General features: G+C 68.2%; 16 protein-coding genes and 2 tRNA genes. 5 read left to right on the top strand and 13 right to left on the bottom strand.

What is annotated here, in order from left to right; genetic code table 11:
- Positions 1 to 55: 55 nt before the first annotated feature.
- From HWX22_RS05660 to fdxA, 7 genes are all read right to left on the bottom strand, one after another.
- A complete protein-coding gene (locus HWX22_RS05660; protein WP_175907379.1) occupies positions 56 to 394 on the bottom strand; it encodes an AzlD domain-containing protein in 339 nt (112 codons plus the stop codon).
- The gene (locus tag HWX22_RS05655) at positions 391 to 1,164 is read right to left on the bottom strand and encodes an AzlC family ABC transporter permease (RefSeq protein ID WP_175907377.1); all 774 of its coding nucleotides are present in this window, start codon (positions 1,162 to 1,164) and stop codon (positions 391 to 393) included. Before HWX22_RS05655 ends, HWX22_RS05660 begins: the two co-directional genes overlap by 4 nt.
- A gap of 122 nt (positions 1,165 to 1,286) precedes the next feature.
- Positions 1,287 to 2,192: an AraC family transcriptional regulator gene (locus HWX22_RS05650; protein ID WP_175907375.1), complete on the bottom strand. Its 906-nt coding sequence runs from the start codon at positions 2,190 to 2,192 to the stop codon at positions 1,287 to 1,289.
- Positions 2,193 to 2,253: 61 nt separating this feature from the next.
- Positions 2,254 to 2,739: a CreA family protein gene (locus HWX22_RS05645; protein ID WP_059523767.1), complete on the bottom strand. Its 486-nt coding sequence runs from the start codon at positions 2,737 to 2,739 to the stop codon at positions 2,254 to 2,256.
- Positions 2,740 to 2,846: 107 nt separating this feature from the next.
- Positions 2,847 to 2,922 (bottom strand) — tRNA-Asn (locus tag HWX22_RS05640).
- A 75-nt stretch (positions 2,923 to 2,997) separates the two neighbouring features.
- Positions 2,998 to 3,073 (bottom strand) — tRNA-Asn (locus tag HWX22_RS05635).
- A 103-nt stretch (positions 3,074 to 3,176) separates the two neighbouring features.
- Complete coding sequence (gene fdxA, locus HWX22_RS05630) at positions 3,177 to 3,500, bottom strand: ferredoxin FdxA (RefSeq protein WP_006753067.1); 324 nt, start codon at positions 3,498 to 3,500, stop codon at positions 3,177 to 3,179.
- A 289-nt stretch (positions 3,501 to 3,789) separates the two neighbouring features.
- Here fdxA and pncB point away from each other — a divergent pair, with 289 nt between their 5' ends.
- The 5 genes from pncB (at position 3,790) to rmuC (ending at position 9,767) form a co-directional block, all read left to right on the top strand.
- A complete protein-coding gene (gene pncB, locus HWX22_RS05625) occupies positions 3,790 to 4,989 on the top strand; it encodes a nicotinate phosphoribosyltransferase (protein WP_059523765.1) in 1,200 nt (399 codons plus the stop codon).
- 86 nt (positions 4,990 to 5,075) lie between these two features.
- Entirely contained in the window at positions 5,076 to 5,738 is a 663-nt protein-coding gene (locus HWX22_RS05620; RefSeq protein ID WP_059523763.1) for a lactate utilization protein C, read from the top strand.
- 52 nt (positions 5,739 to 5,790) lie between these two features.
- Positions 5,791 to 7,221, top strand: a complete 1,431-nt coding sequence (locus tag HWX22_RS05615; protein WP_175915180.1) for a sodium:proton antiporter — start codon at positions 5,791 to 5,793, stop codon at positions 7,219 to 7,221.
- A gap of 81 nt (positions 7,222 to 7,302) precedes the next feature.
- Positions 7,303 to 8,292, top strand: a complete 990-nt coding sequence (locus HWX22_RS05610; RefSeq protein ID WP_175915179.1) for a D-glycerate dehydrogenase — start codon at positions 7,303 to 7,305, stop codon at positions 8,290 to 8,292.
- Complete coding sequence (gene rmuC, locus HWX22_RS05605) at positions 8,289 to 9,767, top strand: DNA recombination protein RmuC (RefSeq protein WP_175907372.1); 1,479 nt, start codon at positions 8,289 to 8,291, stop codon at positions 9,765 to 9,767. The genes HWX22_RS05610 and rmuC overlap by 4 nt, the downstream gene beginning before the upstream one ends.
- 96 nt (positions 9,768 to 9,863) lie before the next feature.
- Here the strand turns inward: rmuC and HWX22_RS05600 are convergent, their stop codons facing one another.
- The 6 genes from HWX22_RS05600 to HWX22_RS05575 form a co-directional block, all read right to left on the bottom strand.
- A complete protein-coding gene (locus HWX22_RS05600; RefSeq protein WP_175907371.1) occupies positions 9,864 to 10,349 on the bottom strand; it encodes a GNAT family N-acetyltransferase in 486 nt (161 codons plus the stop codon).
- A complete protein-coding gene (locus HWX22_RS05595) occupies positions 10,346 to 10,621 on the bottom strand; it encodes a hypothetical protein (protein WP_006476519.1) in 276 nt (91 codons plus the stop codon). Before HWX22_RS05595 ends, HWX22_RS05600 begins: the two co-directional genes overlap by 4 nt.
- Positions 10,622 to 10,658: 37 nt before the next feature.
- Positions 10,659 to 11,954, bottom strand: a complete 1,296-nt coding sequence (gene glp, locus HWX22_RS05590; protein ID WP_175907370.1) for a gephyrin-like molybdotransferase Glp — start codon at positions 11,952 to 11,954, stop codon at positions 10,659 to 10,661.
- A gap of 105 nt (positions 11,955 to 12,059) precedes the next feature.
- Complete coding sequence (gene mobA, locus HWX22_RS05585) at positions 12,060 to 12,677, bottom strand: molybdenum cofactor guanylyltransferase MobA (RefSeq protein WP_175915178.1); 618 nt, start codon at positions 12,675 to 12,677, stop codon at positions 12,060 to 12,062.
- Positions 12,678 to 12,705: 28 nt separating this feature from the next.
- Positions 12,706 to 13,818 (bottom strand): GTP 3',8-cyclase MoaA, encoded by a 1,113-nt coding sequence (moaA, locus tag HWX22_RS05580; protein WP_175915177.1) that lies wholly within the window; start codon positions 13,816 to 13,818, stop codon positions 12,706 to 12,708.
- 131 nt (positions 13,819 to 13,949) lie between these two features.
- Positions 13,950 to 17,057, bottom strand: coding sequence for an Rne/Rng family ribonuclease (locus tag HWX22_RS05575; RefSeq protein WP_175915176.1), 3,108 nt, complete (start codon positions 17,055 to 17,057; stop codon positions 13,950 to 13,952).
- Positions 17,058 to 17,448 lie beyond the last annotated feature (391 nt).

Below are 17,448 nucleotides of genomic sequence, written 5' to 3'. Positions count from 1 at the left end.
CCTACCCGATATCGGCGCGCCAGGCGAAAACTTGAGCGCGGCCGGCGACGTTCGCTCAGGCCGACAGCCAGTGCGGCATCACGATCCCTTGCCAGAAGAAGAACACCGCGAGCCCGACCGCGATCGTCACGAGCGGCCGGCGTGTCGTCGCCGATACCAGCACGGCGGCGAGCGCGCCGACGAGCTGCGGATTGCGCCAGGTCAGTTCGGCCGTGCCGCCGTGCGGCGAGACGGTCATCGGCACGATGATCGCGGTCAGCACGGTGACGGGCACGAAGCCGAGCGCGGTCCGCACGAGCGGCGGGAAGGTCAGCCGCTCGCCGAACAGGAACAGCGTCGTCCGGATCGCATAGGTGATCACGGCCATCCCGAGGATCAGCAGCGCGTAGCTCACGATGCGGTCTCCGTGTGTGAGGCGGTGCGCGAACGCTCGTGCCGCAGTGTCAGCGCGACGCCGACCGCGACGCCGGCGGCGACCGCGCCCAGCAGCCCGAGCTTGTACGGCCAGCCCTGCCAGAAGTACGCGAGCGTACCGGCCGTCGCGGCGGCCGCGAAATAGCGCAGCGTGCCGAGTTGCGGAACGACGATCGCGATGAAGGTCGCCGCCATCGCGAAATCGAGGCCGAGCGACTGGAGGCCCGGGAAGGCCGCGCCGAAACCGATGCCCGCGAGCGTCCAGACCTGCCAGTTCAGGTACATCGCGAGGCCCGAGCCGAAGAAGTAGTGGGGGCCGATCGCACCGGGCGGGAAGTGCCGGTAGTGCGCGTAGGCGACCGCGAACACCTCGTCGGTCATCAGCGCGCCGAGCGTCGCGCGCCAGCGCAGCGGCAGGTGCGCGACGTACGGGGCGAGCGTCGCGCTGTACAGCAGGTGACGCAGGTTCACGATCAGCGTCGTCGCGAGCACGACGACGAAGCTCGCGCTGCCGGCGATCAGGCCGAGCGCGATGAATTGCGCTGAGCCCGCGAACACCGCAAGCGACATCAACGCGCCGTGCCATGCGGCGAGCGGGCCGCCGCCGACCAGCGTGCCGAAGATCACGCCGAACGGCGCCGCGCCGATCATCATCGGGATCGTGTCGCGTGCGCCGTCGAGCCATTCGTTGAGCGGGCGGCGGGGCGGGGATGAAGGTGTGGGTGCAGGTTTCACAGGGCGCGTCTCCATGCAATGCAGGATAGCGGTGCGCTGCTCGTGGCGGCTTGTACGTTCTTGCGCACGCGGCGCCGGCGGCGCAATCTGCGTGCCGGTTGCCGCGTATCGTCGAATGCAGGATGGGCGTGTGCGCGTCAGCGCGCCTGCCAGCGTCCGGGCGGCACGCCGAACATCCGCTTGAAATGCCGGGAGAAGTGACTCTGGTCGACGAAGCCGCTGGCCGCGGCGACGTCGGCGATCGACACGCCCGCGCGCAACGGCGCAAGCGCGCGCTGCAGCCGCAGCTGGTTGCGCCACGCATGCGGCGGCATCCCGATCGTCCGGGTGAACAGGCGCGCTGCGTGGAACGGCGACAGGCCGGCGGCCTGCGCGACGTCGTCGAGCGTGACCGTGCACGTGAGATCGGCGGCGAGCCTCTCGCGCATCGCGTCGACGCGCGGCTCGTCGGCCGCGAGCGCCGCCGGCTGAAGCCGCGCGTCGGCATGGCGCGCGATCAGTGTCGACAATGCATCGAGCATCGCCGTTTCGGCGGCGAGCGGATCGTAGGCGCACGGTGCCGCGGCGGCCGGAACGTCGGCGGCCGGCTGCTCGTGCGGATGGAACGGCGGCATGCACTCGCTGCCTGCCTCCATCATCCGGTGGGCCAGCGCGAGCCGTGCCGCGAGATCGGCGTCGCGGATCACGTCGGACGGGAACCATGGCGCATCCTGCGGGCGCCCCGCGATCGCGCTCGCGAGCGCGCGAATGTAGTCGACCGGCACGTAGCTCACGCGATAGCACCAGCCTTCGTCCGTCGCGCGCGAGCCCGTGTGCACCTCGCCGGGATTGATCACGGGCACGGTGCCCGTTTCGGCGACATGGCCGCTGCCGCGACAGGTGTAGCGCTCCGCGCCCTCGAGGATCACGGGAATCGTGTACGCGTCGTGCCAGTGCGGCGCGAACGTATGGTCGCGATAGGTCGCCGTGAGCAGGTCCGCATCCGGCAGCAGCGGCGTGCGCCAGTAACGTGCGGAGTCCGGAAGAAGGCGGGGGGCGGACATGGTCGGGCGCGAGGGCGGTCGAATCGACAGTGTATCGCTCGAGCGCCCGGCCGGCGCGGGCTTACTTGACCGGAATCGTCGTGCCGGCCGGCATCGGCACCGCGGTCACGGCGTTCTTCGGACTGCCGCTGACGATGCGGTCGCTGTAGGTCAGGTAGACGAGCGTGTTGCGCTTCTTGTCGACCACGCGCACGACATGCAGCGTCTTGAAGATGAACGACATCCGCTCGCTGAACACGTCGGTCTGCTGCTTGAGCGGCTCCTTGAAGCTGAGCGGACCGACTTGCCGGCACGCGATCGACGCTTCGCTCGGATCCTCGGCGACGCCGAGCGTGCCCTTGATCCCGCCGGTGCGCGCCCGCGACACGTAGCAGGTGACGCCCGTCACGAGCGGATCGTCATACGCTTCGACGACCACGCGGTCGGAGCCCGTCACGCGGAAATGAGTGTTGACGCTGCCGACTTCCTCCGCGTGCGCGAGCGGCGCGGCGGCAAGGGCGGAGAGCAGAAGGGCGAACGGCGCAGCGGAAAGGAGGCGGTGCTTCATCGATGGAACCGGATGCGAATGCGGGACAGAAACTCTAGCATGCGCGGCGGTGACCGACGGGCGCCGGAAAAACAAAAGGCCCGTCGAATGACGGGCCTTTTGCTGTCTGGCTCCCCGACCTGGGCTCGAACCAGGGACCTACGGATTAACAGTCCGGCGCTCTACCGACTGAGCTATCGGGGAATAAATCGGTACATCTGCGTGCTTGTTTGGTGGCCAACAAAAAACCCGTCCACCTTCAACGGGCTCTTGCGTTTTTGGCTCCCCGACCTGGGCTCGAACCAGGGACCTACGGATTAACAGTCCGGCGCTCTACCGACTGAGCTATCGGGGAACAAACAACAACAGCAGAGAAACGAGATTGTATGGAGCGTTCGCTAACCTGTCAACACTTTTGAGCGGCGACGTGCAAAATATTTTGCGGCGCCGCTGCGCGATCAGCGTTCGAGCAGGTGCAGCTTTTCCTGCACGTCCTTCCACTCGTCCGCGTCGGCCGGTGCCGGCTTCGTCTTCGTGATGGACGGCCAGTTCTTCGCCAGCTCGGCGTTCAGCTCGGTGAACTGCTGCTGGTCGCCCGGAACGTCTTCTTCGGCATAGATCGCATTGGTCGGGCACTCGGCGACGCACACGGCGCAGTCGATGCACTCGTCCGGATCGATGGCGAGAAAGTTGGGACCTTCACGGAAGCAATCCACCGGGCACACATCCACGCAATCCGTGTATTTGCACTTGATGCAGCCTTCGGTCACAACGTGAGTCATTAAAACGCTCCTGCTTGGCGGTATATATGGGGTGGCGTTTGCGCCAAAAGCGGCATTGTAACTGAAGCGCAAAACCCGCATGGCGTGGTCGGCTTTCCGGCTTATATCGTTTCGTGATTAGTTTATGGGGCCGACCGTGGGCGCGGTGCGTGCGGCCGGCTGCACGACGCGGTGGGCAAGGGGGAGGCGGTTTCACGATGGTCGGGCCCGCATTCGGGTAACATGGCCGGCAGACCGGGCGGCGCGCGGTGCGCCGGGGCCCTGTCACGATATTGGCGGTGCCGTAATCATGATCATCACTTCGCTGCTCGACACGGATCTCTACAAATTCACGATGATGCAGGTCGTCCTGCATCACTTTCCTGCCGCAAACGTCGAGTACCGGTTCCGGTGTCGCACGCCCGGCGTCGATCTCGTCCCGTACATCGACGAGATCCGCGACGAGGTGCGCGGCCTGTGTTCGCTGCGCTTCACCGACGACGAACTCGACTACCTGCGGCGCATGCGCTTCATCAAGAGCGACTTCGTCGACTTCCTCGCGCTGTTCCACCTGAACGAGAAATACATCTCGATCACGCCTTCGCCGAAGGGCAACGGCGAGATCGACATCGTGATCGAGGGGCCGTGGCTGCACACGATCCTGTTCGAGATCCCGGCGCTCGCGATCGTCAACGAGGTCTATTTCCGCAATACGCAGCGCGAGCCCGACTATCGCGAAGGCCGCGAACGGCTGCGCGAGAAGATCAAGCTGCTCGGCGCGAAGCCCGAGTTCGCCGACTGCAAGATCGCCGACTACGGCACGCGCCGGCGCTTTTCGAAGGTGTGGCACGAGGAGGTCGCGCTGACGCTGCGCGACGGGCTCGGGCCGCAGTTCGCGGGCACGAGCAATGTGTTCTACGCGATGAAGCACGGCCTGACGCCGCTCGGCACGATGGCCCACGAATACCTGCAGGCCTGCCAGGCGCTCGGCCCGCGGCTGCGCGATTCGCAGACCTACGGTTTCGAGATGTGGGCGAAGGAGTATCGCGGCGACCTCGGGATCGCGCTGTCGGACGTCTACGGGATGGACGCGTTCCTGAACGACTTCGACATGTACTTCTGCAAGCTGTTCGACGGCGCGCGCCACGATTCGGGCGATCCGTTCGAATGGGGCGAGCGCATGCTGCGCCACTACGAGGCGAACCGCTGCGATCCGCGCACCAAGGTGCTCGTGTTCTCCGACGCGCTGGACATCCCGAAGGTCATGCAGCTGTACGAACGGTTCCGCAACCGCTGCAAGCTCGCGTTCGGCGTCGGCACCAATCTCACGAACGATCTCGGCTACGTGCCGCTGCAGATCGTGATCAAGATGGTCCGCTGCAACGGACAGCCGGTCGCGAAGCTGTCGGATTCGCCGGGCAAGAGCATGTGCGACGACAAGGCGTATCTCGCGTACCTGCGCCAGGTGTTCGGCATCGCGCAGCCGGTCGACGAGGACGCATCGCAGTAAGCGTCGGCCAAGCGGCCAGGTGCGTCGCGGCGAGGGCGGCCGGTATAATCCGACGGTATTGCACGCCAACGTCACGAGGACCGTTCATGGACACTTCCGCTGCCCGTCGCCAGATCCTCGCACGCATTCGCGCGGCGCAAGGACGCGCGCCCGAACCCGATGCAGCGGAGCGCGACGGCGTCGCCGACTATCTCGCCCGCCATCCCGAGGGGCCGCGCCCGCCGATGCCGGCCGACCTCGTCGCCGCATTCGTCGACGAAGCGGCTCGCCTGTCGACGACGGTCGACGAAGTCGCGACACTGGCCGACGCGCCGGCCGCCGCCGCCCGCTATCTTTCCGCTCACGGCCTGCCGATGCAGGCCGTCGCGTGGCGCACGCTGGCCGAGCTCGACTGGGCCGGCGCGGGCTTGTCGGTCGAATGCCGAAAACCGCGCGACGGCGATCTCGTCGGCCTCACCGGCTGCTTCTGCGCAACCGCCGAAACCGGGTCGCTGGTGCTGCTGTCCGGCCCCGACACTTATGCGTCGGCCGGGCTGCTGCCGGAGACGCACATCGCGATCGTGCCGGCGTCGCGGATCGTCGCGGGCCATGAAGACGCATTCGCGCTGATTCGCGCGGAGCGCGGCGAATTGCCGCGTGCGGTCAATTTCGTATCGGGCCCGTCGCGCACGGGCGATATCGAGCAGACCATCGTGCTGGGCGCGCACGGCCCGTACCGCGTTCACGCGATCGTCGTACGCGGCGCATGATGCGCGCGCCTGATCCATCCTCACTCGACTCACACGCACAAGGAAGTTCTGCATGAAACGACATGCCGCCTGGGCGGGCATGGCGTCGGGAGCAGCGCTTGGCGCCGTTCCCGCCCTTGCATCGGCCGCCACGCTCGACGGTGCCACGCTGTCCGCACTCTGGGGCATCCCGTTCGCCGGGATCCTGCTGTCCATCGCGGTGTTCCCGCTCGTCGCGCCGGTGTTCTGGCATCACCACTTCGGCAAGATCGCCGCGGCGTGGGCGATCGTGTTCCTGGTTCCGTTCGCCGCCGCGTTCGGTGCGGGCACGGCATTCGGTACGCTCGTGCACGCGCTGCTCGAGGAGTACATTCCGTTCATCGTGCTGTTGACGGCGCTCTATACGGTCGCCGGCGGCATTTGCGTCAACGGCAACCTGCACGGCACACCGAAGCTGAACACCGCGATCCTCGCGCTCGGCACGCTGCTCGCGAGCGTGATGGGCACGACGGGCGCCGCGATGCTGCTGATCCGGCCGCTGCTGCGCGCGAACGATAACCGCAAGCACGTCGTGCACGTCGTGATCTTCTTCATCTTCCTCGTCGCGAACGCAGGCGGCTCGCTGTCGCCGCTCGGCGATCCGCCGCTGTTCCTCGGCTTCCTGAATGGCGTGAGCTTCTTCTGGACGACCACGCATCTCGCACTGCCGATGCTGTTCATCTGCGCGGTGCTGCTGACACTTTTCTTCGTGCTCGACACGTACTTCTACCGGAAGGCCGGCGAGGAGCGGCCGGCCGCACTCGACCCGACGCCCGACGGCGGCGCGCTGTCGATCGACGGCAAGGTCAACTTCGTGTTGCTCGCGGCCGTGATCGGCCTCGTGCTGATGAGCGGCGTCTGGAAGCCGGGCATCTCGTTCGACGTGTGGGGCACGCACGTCGCGCTGCAGAATCTCGTGCGCGACGTCGCGCTGGTCGTCGTGGCACTCGCGTCGCTCGCGCTGACGCCGCGCTCGGCGCGCGAAGGCAACGCGTTCAACTGGGCGCCGATCGAGGAGGTCGCGAAGCTGTTCGCGGGGATCTTCGTGACGATCGCGCCGGTGATCGTGATCCTGCGCGCGGGTGCGGACGGCGCGTTCGCCCAGATCGTCCATCTCGTCACGGGGCCCGACGGCAAGCCGATCGACGCGATGTATTTCTGGGCAACCGGCCTGCTGTCGTCGTTCCTCGACAACGCGCCGACCTACCTCGTGTTCTTCAACCTCGCGGGCGGCGATGCGCAAGCGCTGATGACGGCCGGCGCGACGACGCTCGCCGCGATTTCGGCGGGGGCGGTGTTCATGGGCGCGAACAGCTACATCGGCAATGCGCCGAACTTCATGGTGAAGGCGATCGCGGAATCGCGCGGCGTGAAGATGCCGAGCTTCTTCGCGTATCTGGGCTGGGCGCTCGTGATCCTGGTACCCGTATTCCTGCTGACGTCGTGGATCTTCTTCCCGGCGTAGGCTGACGATTTTCAACCAAGCGCGGACGGCTCCGGCGGCGCACGATGTGCCGCGTGCCGGCCGCGGCATGCGGAGATGGCGATGCAGAAGATCCTGGTCGCACGTCCGATCTTTCCGGACGTGATCGAACGGCTCGAGCAGTATTTCGAAGTCGACTGGAACAATGGCGACGCGCTCGCCCCCGACGCGCTCGCCGCGCGCCTCGCTGACAAGGACGGCGCGCTGACGGCGGGCGACCCGGTCGGCGCGGCCGCGCTCGCGGCGGCGCCGCGCCTGCGCGTCGTGTCGAACATGGCGGTCGGCTACAACAATTTCGACATGGCCGCGTTCAATGCTGCGAACGTGCTCGGCACCAACACGCCCGATGTGCTGAACGAATCGACCGCGGATTTCGGCTGGGCGTTGATGATGGCCGCCGCGCGGCGGATCGCCGAATCCGAGCACTGGTTGCGCGCCGGACACTGGCAGAAGTGGGCGTATGACGGTTTCCTCGGCAGCGACATTTACGGCTCGACGCTCGGCGTCATCGGGATGGGGCGCATCGGTCAGGCACTCGCACGGCGCGCGCGCGGCTTCGGGATGGAGGTGATTTATCACAACCGGTCGCGGGTCGCGCCCGAGATCGAGGCCGAGCTGAATGCCGAATACGTGTCGAAGGACGACTTGCTGGCGCGCGCCGATCACATCGTGCTCGTGCTGCCGTACACGAAGGAGAACCATCACACGATCGGCGCGGCCGAGCTCGCGAAGATGAAACCCACCGCGACGCTGACCAACATCGCGCGCGGCGGCATCGTCGACGACGCGGCGCTGGCCGCCGCACTGCGCGACAGGACGATCGCCGCGGCAGGCCTCGACGTCTATGAAGGCGAACCGAGCGTGCACCCGGCGCTGCTCGAGGTGCCGAACGTCGTGCTGACGCCACACATCGCGAGCGCGACCGAGAAGACGCGCCGCGCGATGGCGAACCTCGCGGCCGACAACCTGATCGCCGCGCTGGGCGAAGGGCCGCGCGCGGGGCAGCCGCCGAACCCGATCAACCCTGACGTGATCGGGAAGCCGCGCGCATGACGACGATGTTGTTGCTGGCGACGGTCATCGTGCTGGCCGTCGCGCTCGCGGTGGCGATCGTCGCGATCGTGCGCGGCGGTGGCCGCCACGACGATGCGGCCGTGCTCGGCGACCGGATCGAGGACGCCGCGCACGCGCAGGCGCTCGCGGTCGAGCGGCTCGAGCGCGAGCTGCGTGGCGAGATCGTCGAGAACGCGCGCGGCTCGCGCACCGAGCTGGCTGGCAGTTTCTCGCAGCTTCAGCAGACGCTCGCGACACAGCTCACGAGTATCGCGACCGTGCAGAACAATCAGATCGAGGGGTTCGCGCAACAGTTGGGCAAGCTCGTCGCGGGCAACGCGCAGCAGTTCGATGCGATGCGCGAGAGCGTGCAGCGTCAGGCGCAGCAGGCGCGCGAAGAGCAGACGGTCGCGCTGCGGCTGTTCGGCGACACGCTGAACCGGCAGCTCACGCAACTGACCGAGGCCAACGATCGCCGGATCGGCGAAGTGCGTGCGACGCTCGAGCAGCGGCTGAAGGAAATCGAGACGAACAATGCGGCGAAGCTCGAGGAGATGCGCCGCACCGTCGACGAGAAGCTGCATGCGACGCTCGAACAACGGCTCGGCGAATCGTTCAAGCTCGTGTCGGACCGGCTCGAGCAGGTCCACCGCGGGCTCGGCGAGATGCAGACGCTCGCGGCCGGCGTTGGAGACCTCAAGAAGGTGCTGACGAACGTGAAGACGCGCGGCACCTGGGGCGAGGTGCAGCTCGAGGCCTTGCTCGAGCAGATGCTTACGCCCGACCAGTATGCGAAGAACGTCGCGACGGTGCCGAAGAGCAGCGAACGCGTCGAGTTCGCGATCCGGCTGCCGGGGCGCGATGCCGGCACGCGCGACGCGCCGCCGGTGTGGCTGCCGATCGACGCGAAATTCCCGCGCGAGGACTACGAGCGGCTGATCGACGCGCAGGAGCGCGCCGATTCCGTGGCGGTCGAGGACGCGGCCCGTGCGCTCGAGGCGCGCGTGCGGATGGAAGCGCGCACGATTGCGGAGAAGTACGTCGCACCGCCGCATACGACCGATTTCGCGCTGCTGTTCCTGCCGACCGAGGGGCTCTACGCGGAGATCCTGCGCCGCCCGGGGCTGACCGACCTGCTGCAGCGCGACTATCGTGTCACGGTGGCCGGCCCGACCACGCTGACCGCGCTGCTGAACAGCCTGCAGATGGGTTTCCGCACGCTCGCGATCGAGCAGCGCTCGAGCGAAGTGTGGCAGGTGCTCGGTGCGGTGAAGACCGAATTCGGCAAGTTCGGCGATGTGCTCGCGCGCACGAAGGCGCAGCTCGAAACGGTCACGCGCTCGATCGAGGCCGCCGAGCAGCGCACCCGCGTGATGAACCGCAAGCTGAAGCAGGTCGAGGCGTTGCCGGGCGAGACGGCGGCCGGGCTGCTCGGCGCGGAAGCCGCCGACGGCGCCGATGCGGACGATGCATGACGCATCACGTGTACAGCCGAAGCCGGCTGGAACGAAAAACGGGCGCCGTGGCGCCCGTTTTCCTTTGCAGCACCGACCGGCGTGGCCGGCCCGCGTTCAACGTGCGGCGAGCGCGTTCAGCGCATCCCCGGTGACGCGCACGATGCGCCATTCCGGCAGCACGGTCGCGCCCATCTTTTCGTAGAAGTCGATCGCCGGCTGGTTCCAGTCCAGCACCGACCATTCGAAGCGAGCACAGCGGCGCTCGACTGCGAGTGCCGCGAGGTGCTGCAGCATCGCGGTGCCGAGGCCCGTGCCGCGCTGCGACGGCTGCACGTACAGATCCTCGAGATACAGGCCGCGACGGCCGAGGAACGTCGAATAGTTGTGAAAGAACAGCGCATACGCGACGATCGCGCCGTCGCGCTCGGCCACCAGCGCTTCGGCGGCGGGGCGCTCGCCGAACAGCGCGTCGGCCAGATCGGCGTCGCTCGCGACGAACAGGTGCGCAAGCTTCTCGAACTCGGCCAGCTCGCGCATCAGCGCGAGAATCGCACCGACGTCGCGCGTTTCGGCCGTGCGGATCAGCGGCGTGCCGCTCACGCTTCCTCCGGCGGATCGGACAGCACGATCTCGATGCCGCCGAAGCGCGACGCGACCCAGTTGTACGCGTGGCAGGCGATCCACAGCAGCACGAAACCGAGGATCGCGTTCAGCAGCAGCGCGCTCAGGATCGTGCTCAGTTCGACCATCCCGTAGCGGATGTACGCGACCAGGATGCCGAGCAGCACGATCGGCACGCTGAACGTCAGATAGACGAGGATCAGCGCCTTCGCGGTCTGCCCCGCGGCGATCGACGAGATTTGTTTCTTCATGTGCGGATTGCCCCCGTAGAGATATACCGATTGGAATTCAGATCAAGCCGTCGAGCGGCAGGATGTCGACCGGGGCGCCCGCGTCGACTGCCGCGGAATCGTGGCCCAGGACGATGAAACAGTTGGCGGCCGCGAGGCCGCTCAGCGATGCGGAACTCTGCGAGCCGGCCGGTGCGACGTGCCACTGGCCGTCGGCGTCGCGCGTCGCGACGGCGCGCAGGTATTCGGTACGACCCGGGTGCTTTTTCAGCGCCTGCGTGCTGCGTGCCGTGTACATCGCCGGCGGTGGCGCATGCGCGCCGGCCAGCGTCAGCAGCGCGGGGCGCACGATCGCGTAGAACGTCACGGCGGACGCGACCGGATTGCCGGGCAGCCCGAAGAACAGCACGTGGCCGGCGCCGTCGGCCGCAGGCGCGAGCGTGCCGCACGCGAGCGGCCGGCCGGGCCGCAGCGCGAGGCTCGCGAAGGTCACGTCGCCGAGCCGCGCCATCACGTCGCGCGTGAAATCGGCTTCGCCGACCGACACGCCGCCCGACGTGATCACCGCGTCGGCCTGTGCGGCGGCGGCCTCGCGCAGCGCGCGTTCGAGCGCCACGGGATCGTCGCGGACGATCCCGAGATCGAGCGCGTCGATGTGCAGCCTTTCGAGCATCGCGACCAGCATCCCGCGATTGCTGTCGTACAGCGTGCCGCGATCGAGCGGCTCGCCGGGTTCGCGCAGTTCGTCGCCGGTCGAGAACACGGCGACGCGCACGCGGCGGCGCACCGTGACTTCGTGCAACCCGAGCGATGCGAGCAAGCCGAGATCGGACGGGCGGAGGATGCGCCCGGCGGCAAGCGCGCAGGCGCCGCGGGCGAGATCCTCGCCGGCCCTGCGGCAGTTTGCGCCGCGCGTGACGTCGTGCGCGGCGAAGCGGATGACGTCGCCGTCGACGCGCACGCGTTCCTGCGGAATGACCGTGTCGCATCCGGCTGGCATCGGCGCGCCGGTCATGATGCGGATGCACGCACCGGGCGCCACGACTCCGTCGAACGGATGGCCGGCGAACGCCGTGCCGGCGACCGTCAACGCGATGTCGGCGGCCGATGCAGGCCCGTGTGCGCTGCCGTCGAATGCATAGCCGTCCATCGCCGAGTTGTCGTACGCGGGAATGTCGAACGGCGCATTCACGTCGGCCGCGAGCACGCGGTCGAGGGCGTCATGCAGCGGCACTGTGTCGCACGCGTCGACCGGCATCGCGAATCGGCACGCGAGCGCCTGCGCGTCGGCGAGCGACAACGGGGCAGCGGAATCGGGTGCGGTTCGGGAGGCGGGCGAGGATTGCGTGATCATCAGTCTGACTGCGCCGCAAGGCGTATCGGGTTCGTGGCCGGTGGCGCGCGGAGGGCGCCGGAGCGCGAAGGCGCATGCGGCGGGCGGGAACGGATGCCGGGGCCGTCAGCGGCGGGCAAGCGCGGCAAGTTCCTGCCAGGAGTTGGCATTGTAAAACGCACGCTCGTCGCAGAACTCGACTTCGACCGTCTTGTGGCGTGCGTACCACGCACGCACCTTGCGCTCGCCGGCCGCGAGCCTGACCGCGAGGTCGTCGGCGAGCGACGTGCGCAGCAGCGCGAAGGTCGGCTGCGGCGAACGTGCCTGTTGCGCGTCGACGGTCACCGCCATCGCGATGTCGGCCTGCTGCGCATCGAGCGCCGCATGCAGCCGCGCGACGAGGTCGGTCGGCAAATAGGGCGTATCGCACGGCGAGCACGCGACGAGCGGTGCGCGCGCCGCGCGCATGCCGGCGAGCAGACCCGCGAGCGGGCCGGGGAAATCGGGTGTTTCGTCCGGCACGATGCGCGCGTCGAACGGCGCACCGAGCTCGGCATAGCGATCGATGTTGCGATTCGCGCTGATCAGCGTCTCGTCGACCTGTGGCGAGAGCCGGCGCAGCACGTGTAGCGCAAGCGGCGTACCGTCGAGGAGTTGCAGACCCTTGTCGGCGCCGTCCATGCGCGTCGCGCGGCCGCCCGCGAGCAGCAGGCCGGTGACGGAAGGCGAGGCGGAAGCGGACATCGCGGGAAATCGAGGCGGCGGGCGCGCGTCAGCCGCCGATGTACGACATTTCTACGCGCTTGCCGGCATCGTGGGGCGCCGCGTCGGCGGCCGCGCTGCCGCGCAGTTGCGAATAGCGGTCGGTGCGGGCCTGCCAGATGCGGGCGATCGCGGTCGCGATCTCGGCGTCGCTGGCGCCGCCGCGCACGAGGGCGCGCAGGTCATGGCCGGTCGACGCGAACAGGCACAGATACAGCTTGCCCTCGGTCGACAACCGCGCGCGCGTGCAGTCGCCGCAAAATGCTTGTGTGACGCTCGAGATCACGCCGATTTCGCCGCTGCCGTCGGCATAGCCCCAGCGCTGCGCGGTTTCCGCCGCCGTGTGCGGCTCGAGCGGCACGAGCGGGAACTGTTCGGCGATCCGTGCGACGACGTCCGCGGACGGCAGCACTTCGGTCATGTTCCAGCCGTTCGACGTGCCGACGTCCATGTATTCGATGAAACGCAGGATCACGCCGGTGCCGCGGAAGCGCTCGGCCATCGGCAGGATCTCGCTGTCGTTGGTGCCGCGCTTCACGACCATGTTGACCTTGACCGGCGCGAGGCCCGCGGCCTGCGCGGCGAAGATGCCGTCGAGCACGTCGGCGCTCGCGAAGTCGGCGTCGTTCATGCGCTTGAACAACTTATCGTCGAGCGCGTCGAGGCTGACCGTCACGCGCGTGAGGCCGGCATCCTTCAGCGCGCGCGCCTTGCGCGCGAGCAGCGAGCCATTGGTCGTCAGCGTCAGGTCGAGCGGGCGGCCGTCATGGGTCGTCAGGCGCGCGAGGCGCTCGATCAAGAATTCGAGGTTCTTGCGCAGCAGCGGTTCGCCGCCGGTGATCCGGATCTTTTCGACGCCGTGTGCGACGAACAGCCGCGCCACGCGCTCGATTTCTTCGTGCGTGAGCAGCGCGCTGTGCGGCAGGAACGGGTAGTTCTTGTCGAACACGTCTCGCGGCATGCAGTACACGCAACGGAAGTTGCAGCGGTCCGTCACCGAGATGCGCAGGTCGCGCAGCGGCCTGGCGAGCGTGTCGGCCAAGGCGCCGTCAGGGGTATGCGCGACGCCGGAGATATCCGGCATCCCGCTGACGTCGGCGAGAGGAATGATGCGTCGGGACATGTTGAAAGAAGTGCGAGCCAAGCTTCTATTCTAGCCGGAAGCGGCTGGCCGGGCCGGTGGGCGGAAACCCGCAGCGCGGAAATGGAAAAGCCCGCCGGAGGCGGGCTTTTCCTGGTCGGGCGATGCGCCGCTTAATGTTGCGACGTTTCGACCTGCTGCATCGGGGTCGTGTCGACCGGCGGCAGCGCCTTGCGCTCGCGCGGAACGCGGACTGCGCGCGGCAGGCTAGACGCGGCTTCCTGAGCAGCGCGGAACTTGTCGGCGTCGGTGTTCACCCACACAAGACCGGCTTGTTCCAGCACGACATCGAGGCTCGCCGACGCTGGCGCAGCGGCCGTTTGCACGGGCGCCGGTGCCGGCGCGGCGACGGCTTCGACCGGCGCAGTTTCGACGCGAGCCGGTTCGACGGCGGCCGGAGCTGCTTCGGCTGCGACGACCGGTGCCGGTGCGGCCTGCTCGACGGGCGCGGACTGCGGCGCTTCGGCGGCAGCCGGCGCGGCCGGCACTTCGAACGCATCGGTCGGCGAAACCGCGACCGGAGCCGGGGCGGCTTCCGGAGCAGCGGCCGGCGTGACCGGTGCCGCTTCGGCTGCCGGTGCGACGACGGCCGGCTCGAGCGGCTCGACCGGCGTCGCTTCGACGCGAACCGGTGCCGGTTGCGGCTCGGCTGCGACCGGTGCCGCCGCTTCGGCAACGACTGCGCCTGCTGCGGCGACGGCTGCCACCGCGACCGGTGCGGCCGTATGAGCCGGCTCGACCGCGCTCGGGGTTTCCGTCGTCACGGCCTGCACGGCGGCTTCGCCGTCCGCGCCTTGCTCGGCGTGGTCGACGACTGCGCCTTCGTCCTCGCGCTCGCGACGACCGCCACGGCGACCGCGGCGGCGGCGGCGACGTTCCTCGCCGTCACGTGCGCCGGCTTCCGCGTCGGCTGCGACATCGGCGCCCGGCAGGGCGACGGCTGCAGTCTGGTCGGCTGCCGCTTCCGGATGGTTCTCGCCACGGGTGACGGTTTCGAGCGTCGCCGCGTGTTGCGTCGGCTTGCGGCGCTCTCCGCGCTCGCGACGTTCGCCGCGTTCCTGGCGCTCGCCGCGGCCGGCTGCCTCGACGGCTTCCGGCTGCTCGGTGCGCTCGCGCGGTTCGCGGTTCTCGCGCGGTTCACGGCTCTCACGCGGCTCACGCGGTTCGCGGCCTTCGCGTGGGCCACGACCCTCGCGACTTTCGCGACCCTCACGGCTTTCGCGCGGCTCACGGCCTTCACGCGGTTCGCGACCTTCGCGCGGTTCACGCGGCTCGCGCCCTTCCTTGCCTTCGCGTTCCAGGCGTTGCGACTGGCCACGGCCTGCCGCTGCCTGATCGCGACCGCCCTGAGCCTGCTGGGCGCCGCCGCGACGGTTGCGGTTGCGATCGCCGCCGCGCTGCTCGGTCTTCTCGGTCCGCTCGCGGGCCGGACGGGCTGCCTGCTCCTTGGCCGGTGCCGGTGCGACCGGCGCGGGTGCCGGAGCCGGCGACATGCCGAACAGACCCTTCAGCCAGCCGATGAAGCCGCCGCTCGCCGCGGCGACCGGGGCGGGTACCGCAACCGGTTCGACCGGGCGCTGCGGTGCCGGGCTCGGTGCCGGACGCTCGGGCGTGATGCCCTTGACCGCGGCTTCCTGCTTCGGCTTCACGTCGGCCGCACGCTTGCTGTAGCCGGTTTCCGACTCCAGTTCGCGGGCGGCTTCTTCCGCCATCTTCCAGGACGCACGCGGATCGTCGAGGCGCGCGTCGTCATGGCGCAGGCGCTCGAGCTTGTAGTGCGGCGTATCGAGGTGCTTGTTCGGGATCAGCACGATGCCGACCTTGAAGCGCGACTCGATCTTGTTGATTTCCTGACGCTTTTCGTTGAGCAGGAAGGCGGTCACCTCGACCGGCACCTGGCAGTGGATCGCCGCGGTGTTTTCCTTCATCGCTTCTTCCTGAATGATCCGCAGGACCTGCAGCGCGGACGATTCGGTATCGCGGATGTGGCCGGTGCCGTTACAGCGCGGGCACGTCACGTGGCTGCCTTCCGACAGGGCCGGACGCAGGCGCTGGCGCGACAGTTCCATCAGGCCGAAGCGGGAGATCTTGCCCATCTGCACGCGCGCACGGTCGTGCTTGAGCGCGTCCTTCAGGCGTTGCTCGACTTCGCGCTGGCTCTTCGCCGACTCCATGTCGATGAAGTCGATCACGATCAGGCCGCCGAGGTCGCGCAGGCGCAGCTGGCGGGCCACTTCGTCCGCCGCTTCGAGGTTCGTGCGGGTCGCCGTTTCCTCGATGTCCGCGCCTTTGGTCGCACGCGCCGAGTTGACGTCGATCGCGACGAGCGCTTCGGTGTGGTCGATCACGATCGCGCCGCCCGACGGCAGGGGCACCGTGCGCGAATACGCGGTCTCGATCTGGTGCTCGATCTGGAAGCGCGAGAAGAGCGGCACGTCGTCGTGGTAACGCTTCACCTTCGACACGTTGTCCGGCATCACGATGTCCATGAACGCACGGGCCTGATCGTAGATCTCGGTCGTGTCGATCAGGATTTCGCCGATATCGGGCTGGAAATAGTCCCGGATCGCGCGGATCACGAGGCTCGATTCCAGATAGATCAGCATCGGCTGGCCGGAATTGCCGCTTTGCGATGCCGCTTCGATCGCGCGCCACAGCTGCAGCAGGTAGTTCAGGTCCCACTGCAGTTCCTCGGCGCTGCGGCCGATGCCCGCGGTGCGGGCGATCATGCTCATGCCGTCGGGAATCTGCAGCTGCGCCATGGTTTCGCGCAGTTCCTGCCGCTCGTCGCCTTCGATCCGGCGCGATACGCCGCCGCCGCGCGGGTTGTTCGGCATCAGCACGAGGTAGCGGCCGGCGAGCGAGATGAAGGTCGTGAGGGCGGCGCCCTTGTTGCCGCGCTCCTCCTTCTCGACCTGAACGATCAGCTCCTGGCCTTCGCGCAGGGCATCTTGGATGCGCGCGGAGCGCATGTCGATGCCTTCCTTGAAGTACTGGCGGGCGACTTCCTTGAACGGCAGGAAGCCGTGGCGGTCTTCGCCGTAGTTGACGAAGCACGCTTCGAGCGACGGCTCGATGCGGGTCACGACACCTTTATAGATATTGCCCTTGCGCTGTTCGCGCCCGGCTGTCTCGATGTCGATGTCGATGAGCTTTTGCCCATCGACGATGGCGACGCGCAGCTCCTCCTGCTGCGTCGCATTGAACAGCATGCGTTTCATGAACGACTCCAGGCGGCTCTGCTGCCGGCGCCTCGCGATTGTCAGTCGCGAGGGCGGGAACGACGGCAGGCCGCGCCTTGTTGTGTTGTCACGGGCACGCTGGAGCGGGAAGGATGGCGGGGAGAATTGCCTGAAGAGGCGCTTGGGCCCGAAAGACGGGGCCGGCGGCCAAAGGGCACCTGCGAACACGGCTTCAAAGCACGGCGTCCACACACCGCACGCTGCGAAAGCGCGCTAAGCCTGAGACCGGGGCACTGCCACGGGGCGCGCGCAATGCGTCGCGCGCGCCGACGGGCGGCAGATGCTGCGGCTTGGGCCGCAGCGGGGAGTATCGAATCCAGCCCGACTTTCCCGCCTGGGGTGTACTTCCCTGGTTTGACGTCGCCAAGCC

Source organism: Burkholderia sp. BCC1638, assembly GCF_902833195.1.
Taxonomy (GTDB): domain Bacteria; phylum Pseudomonadota; class Gammaproteobacteria; order Burkholderiales; family Burkholderiaceae; genus Burkholderia; species Burkholderia diffusa.
This window is presented reverse-complemented; position numbering and strand designations above follow the sequence as displayed.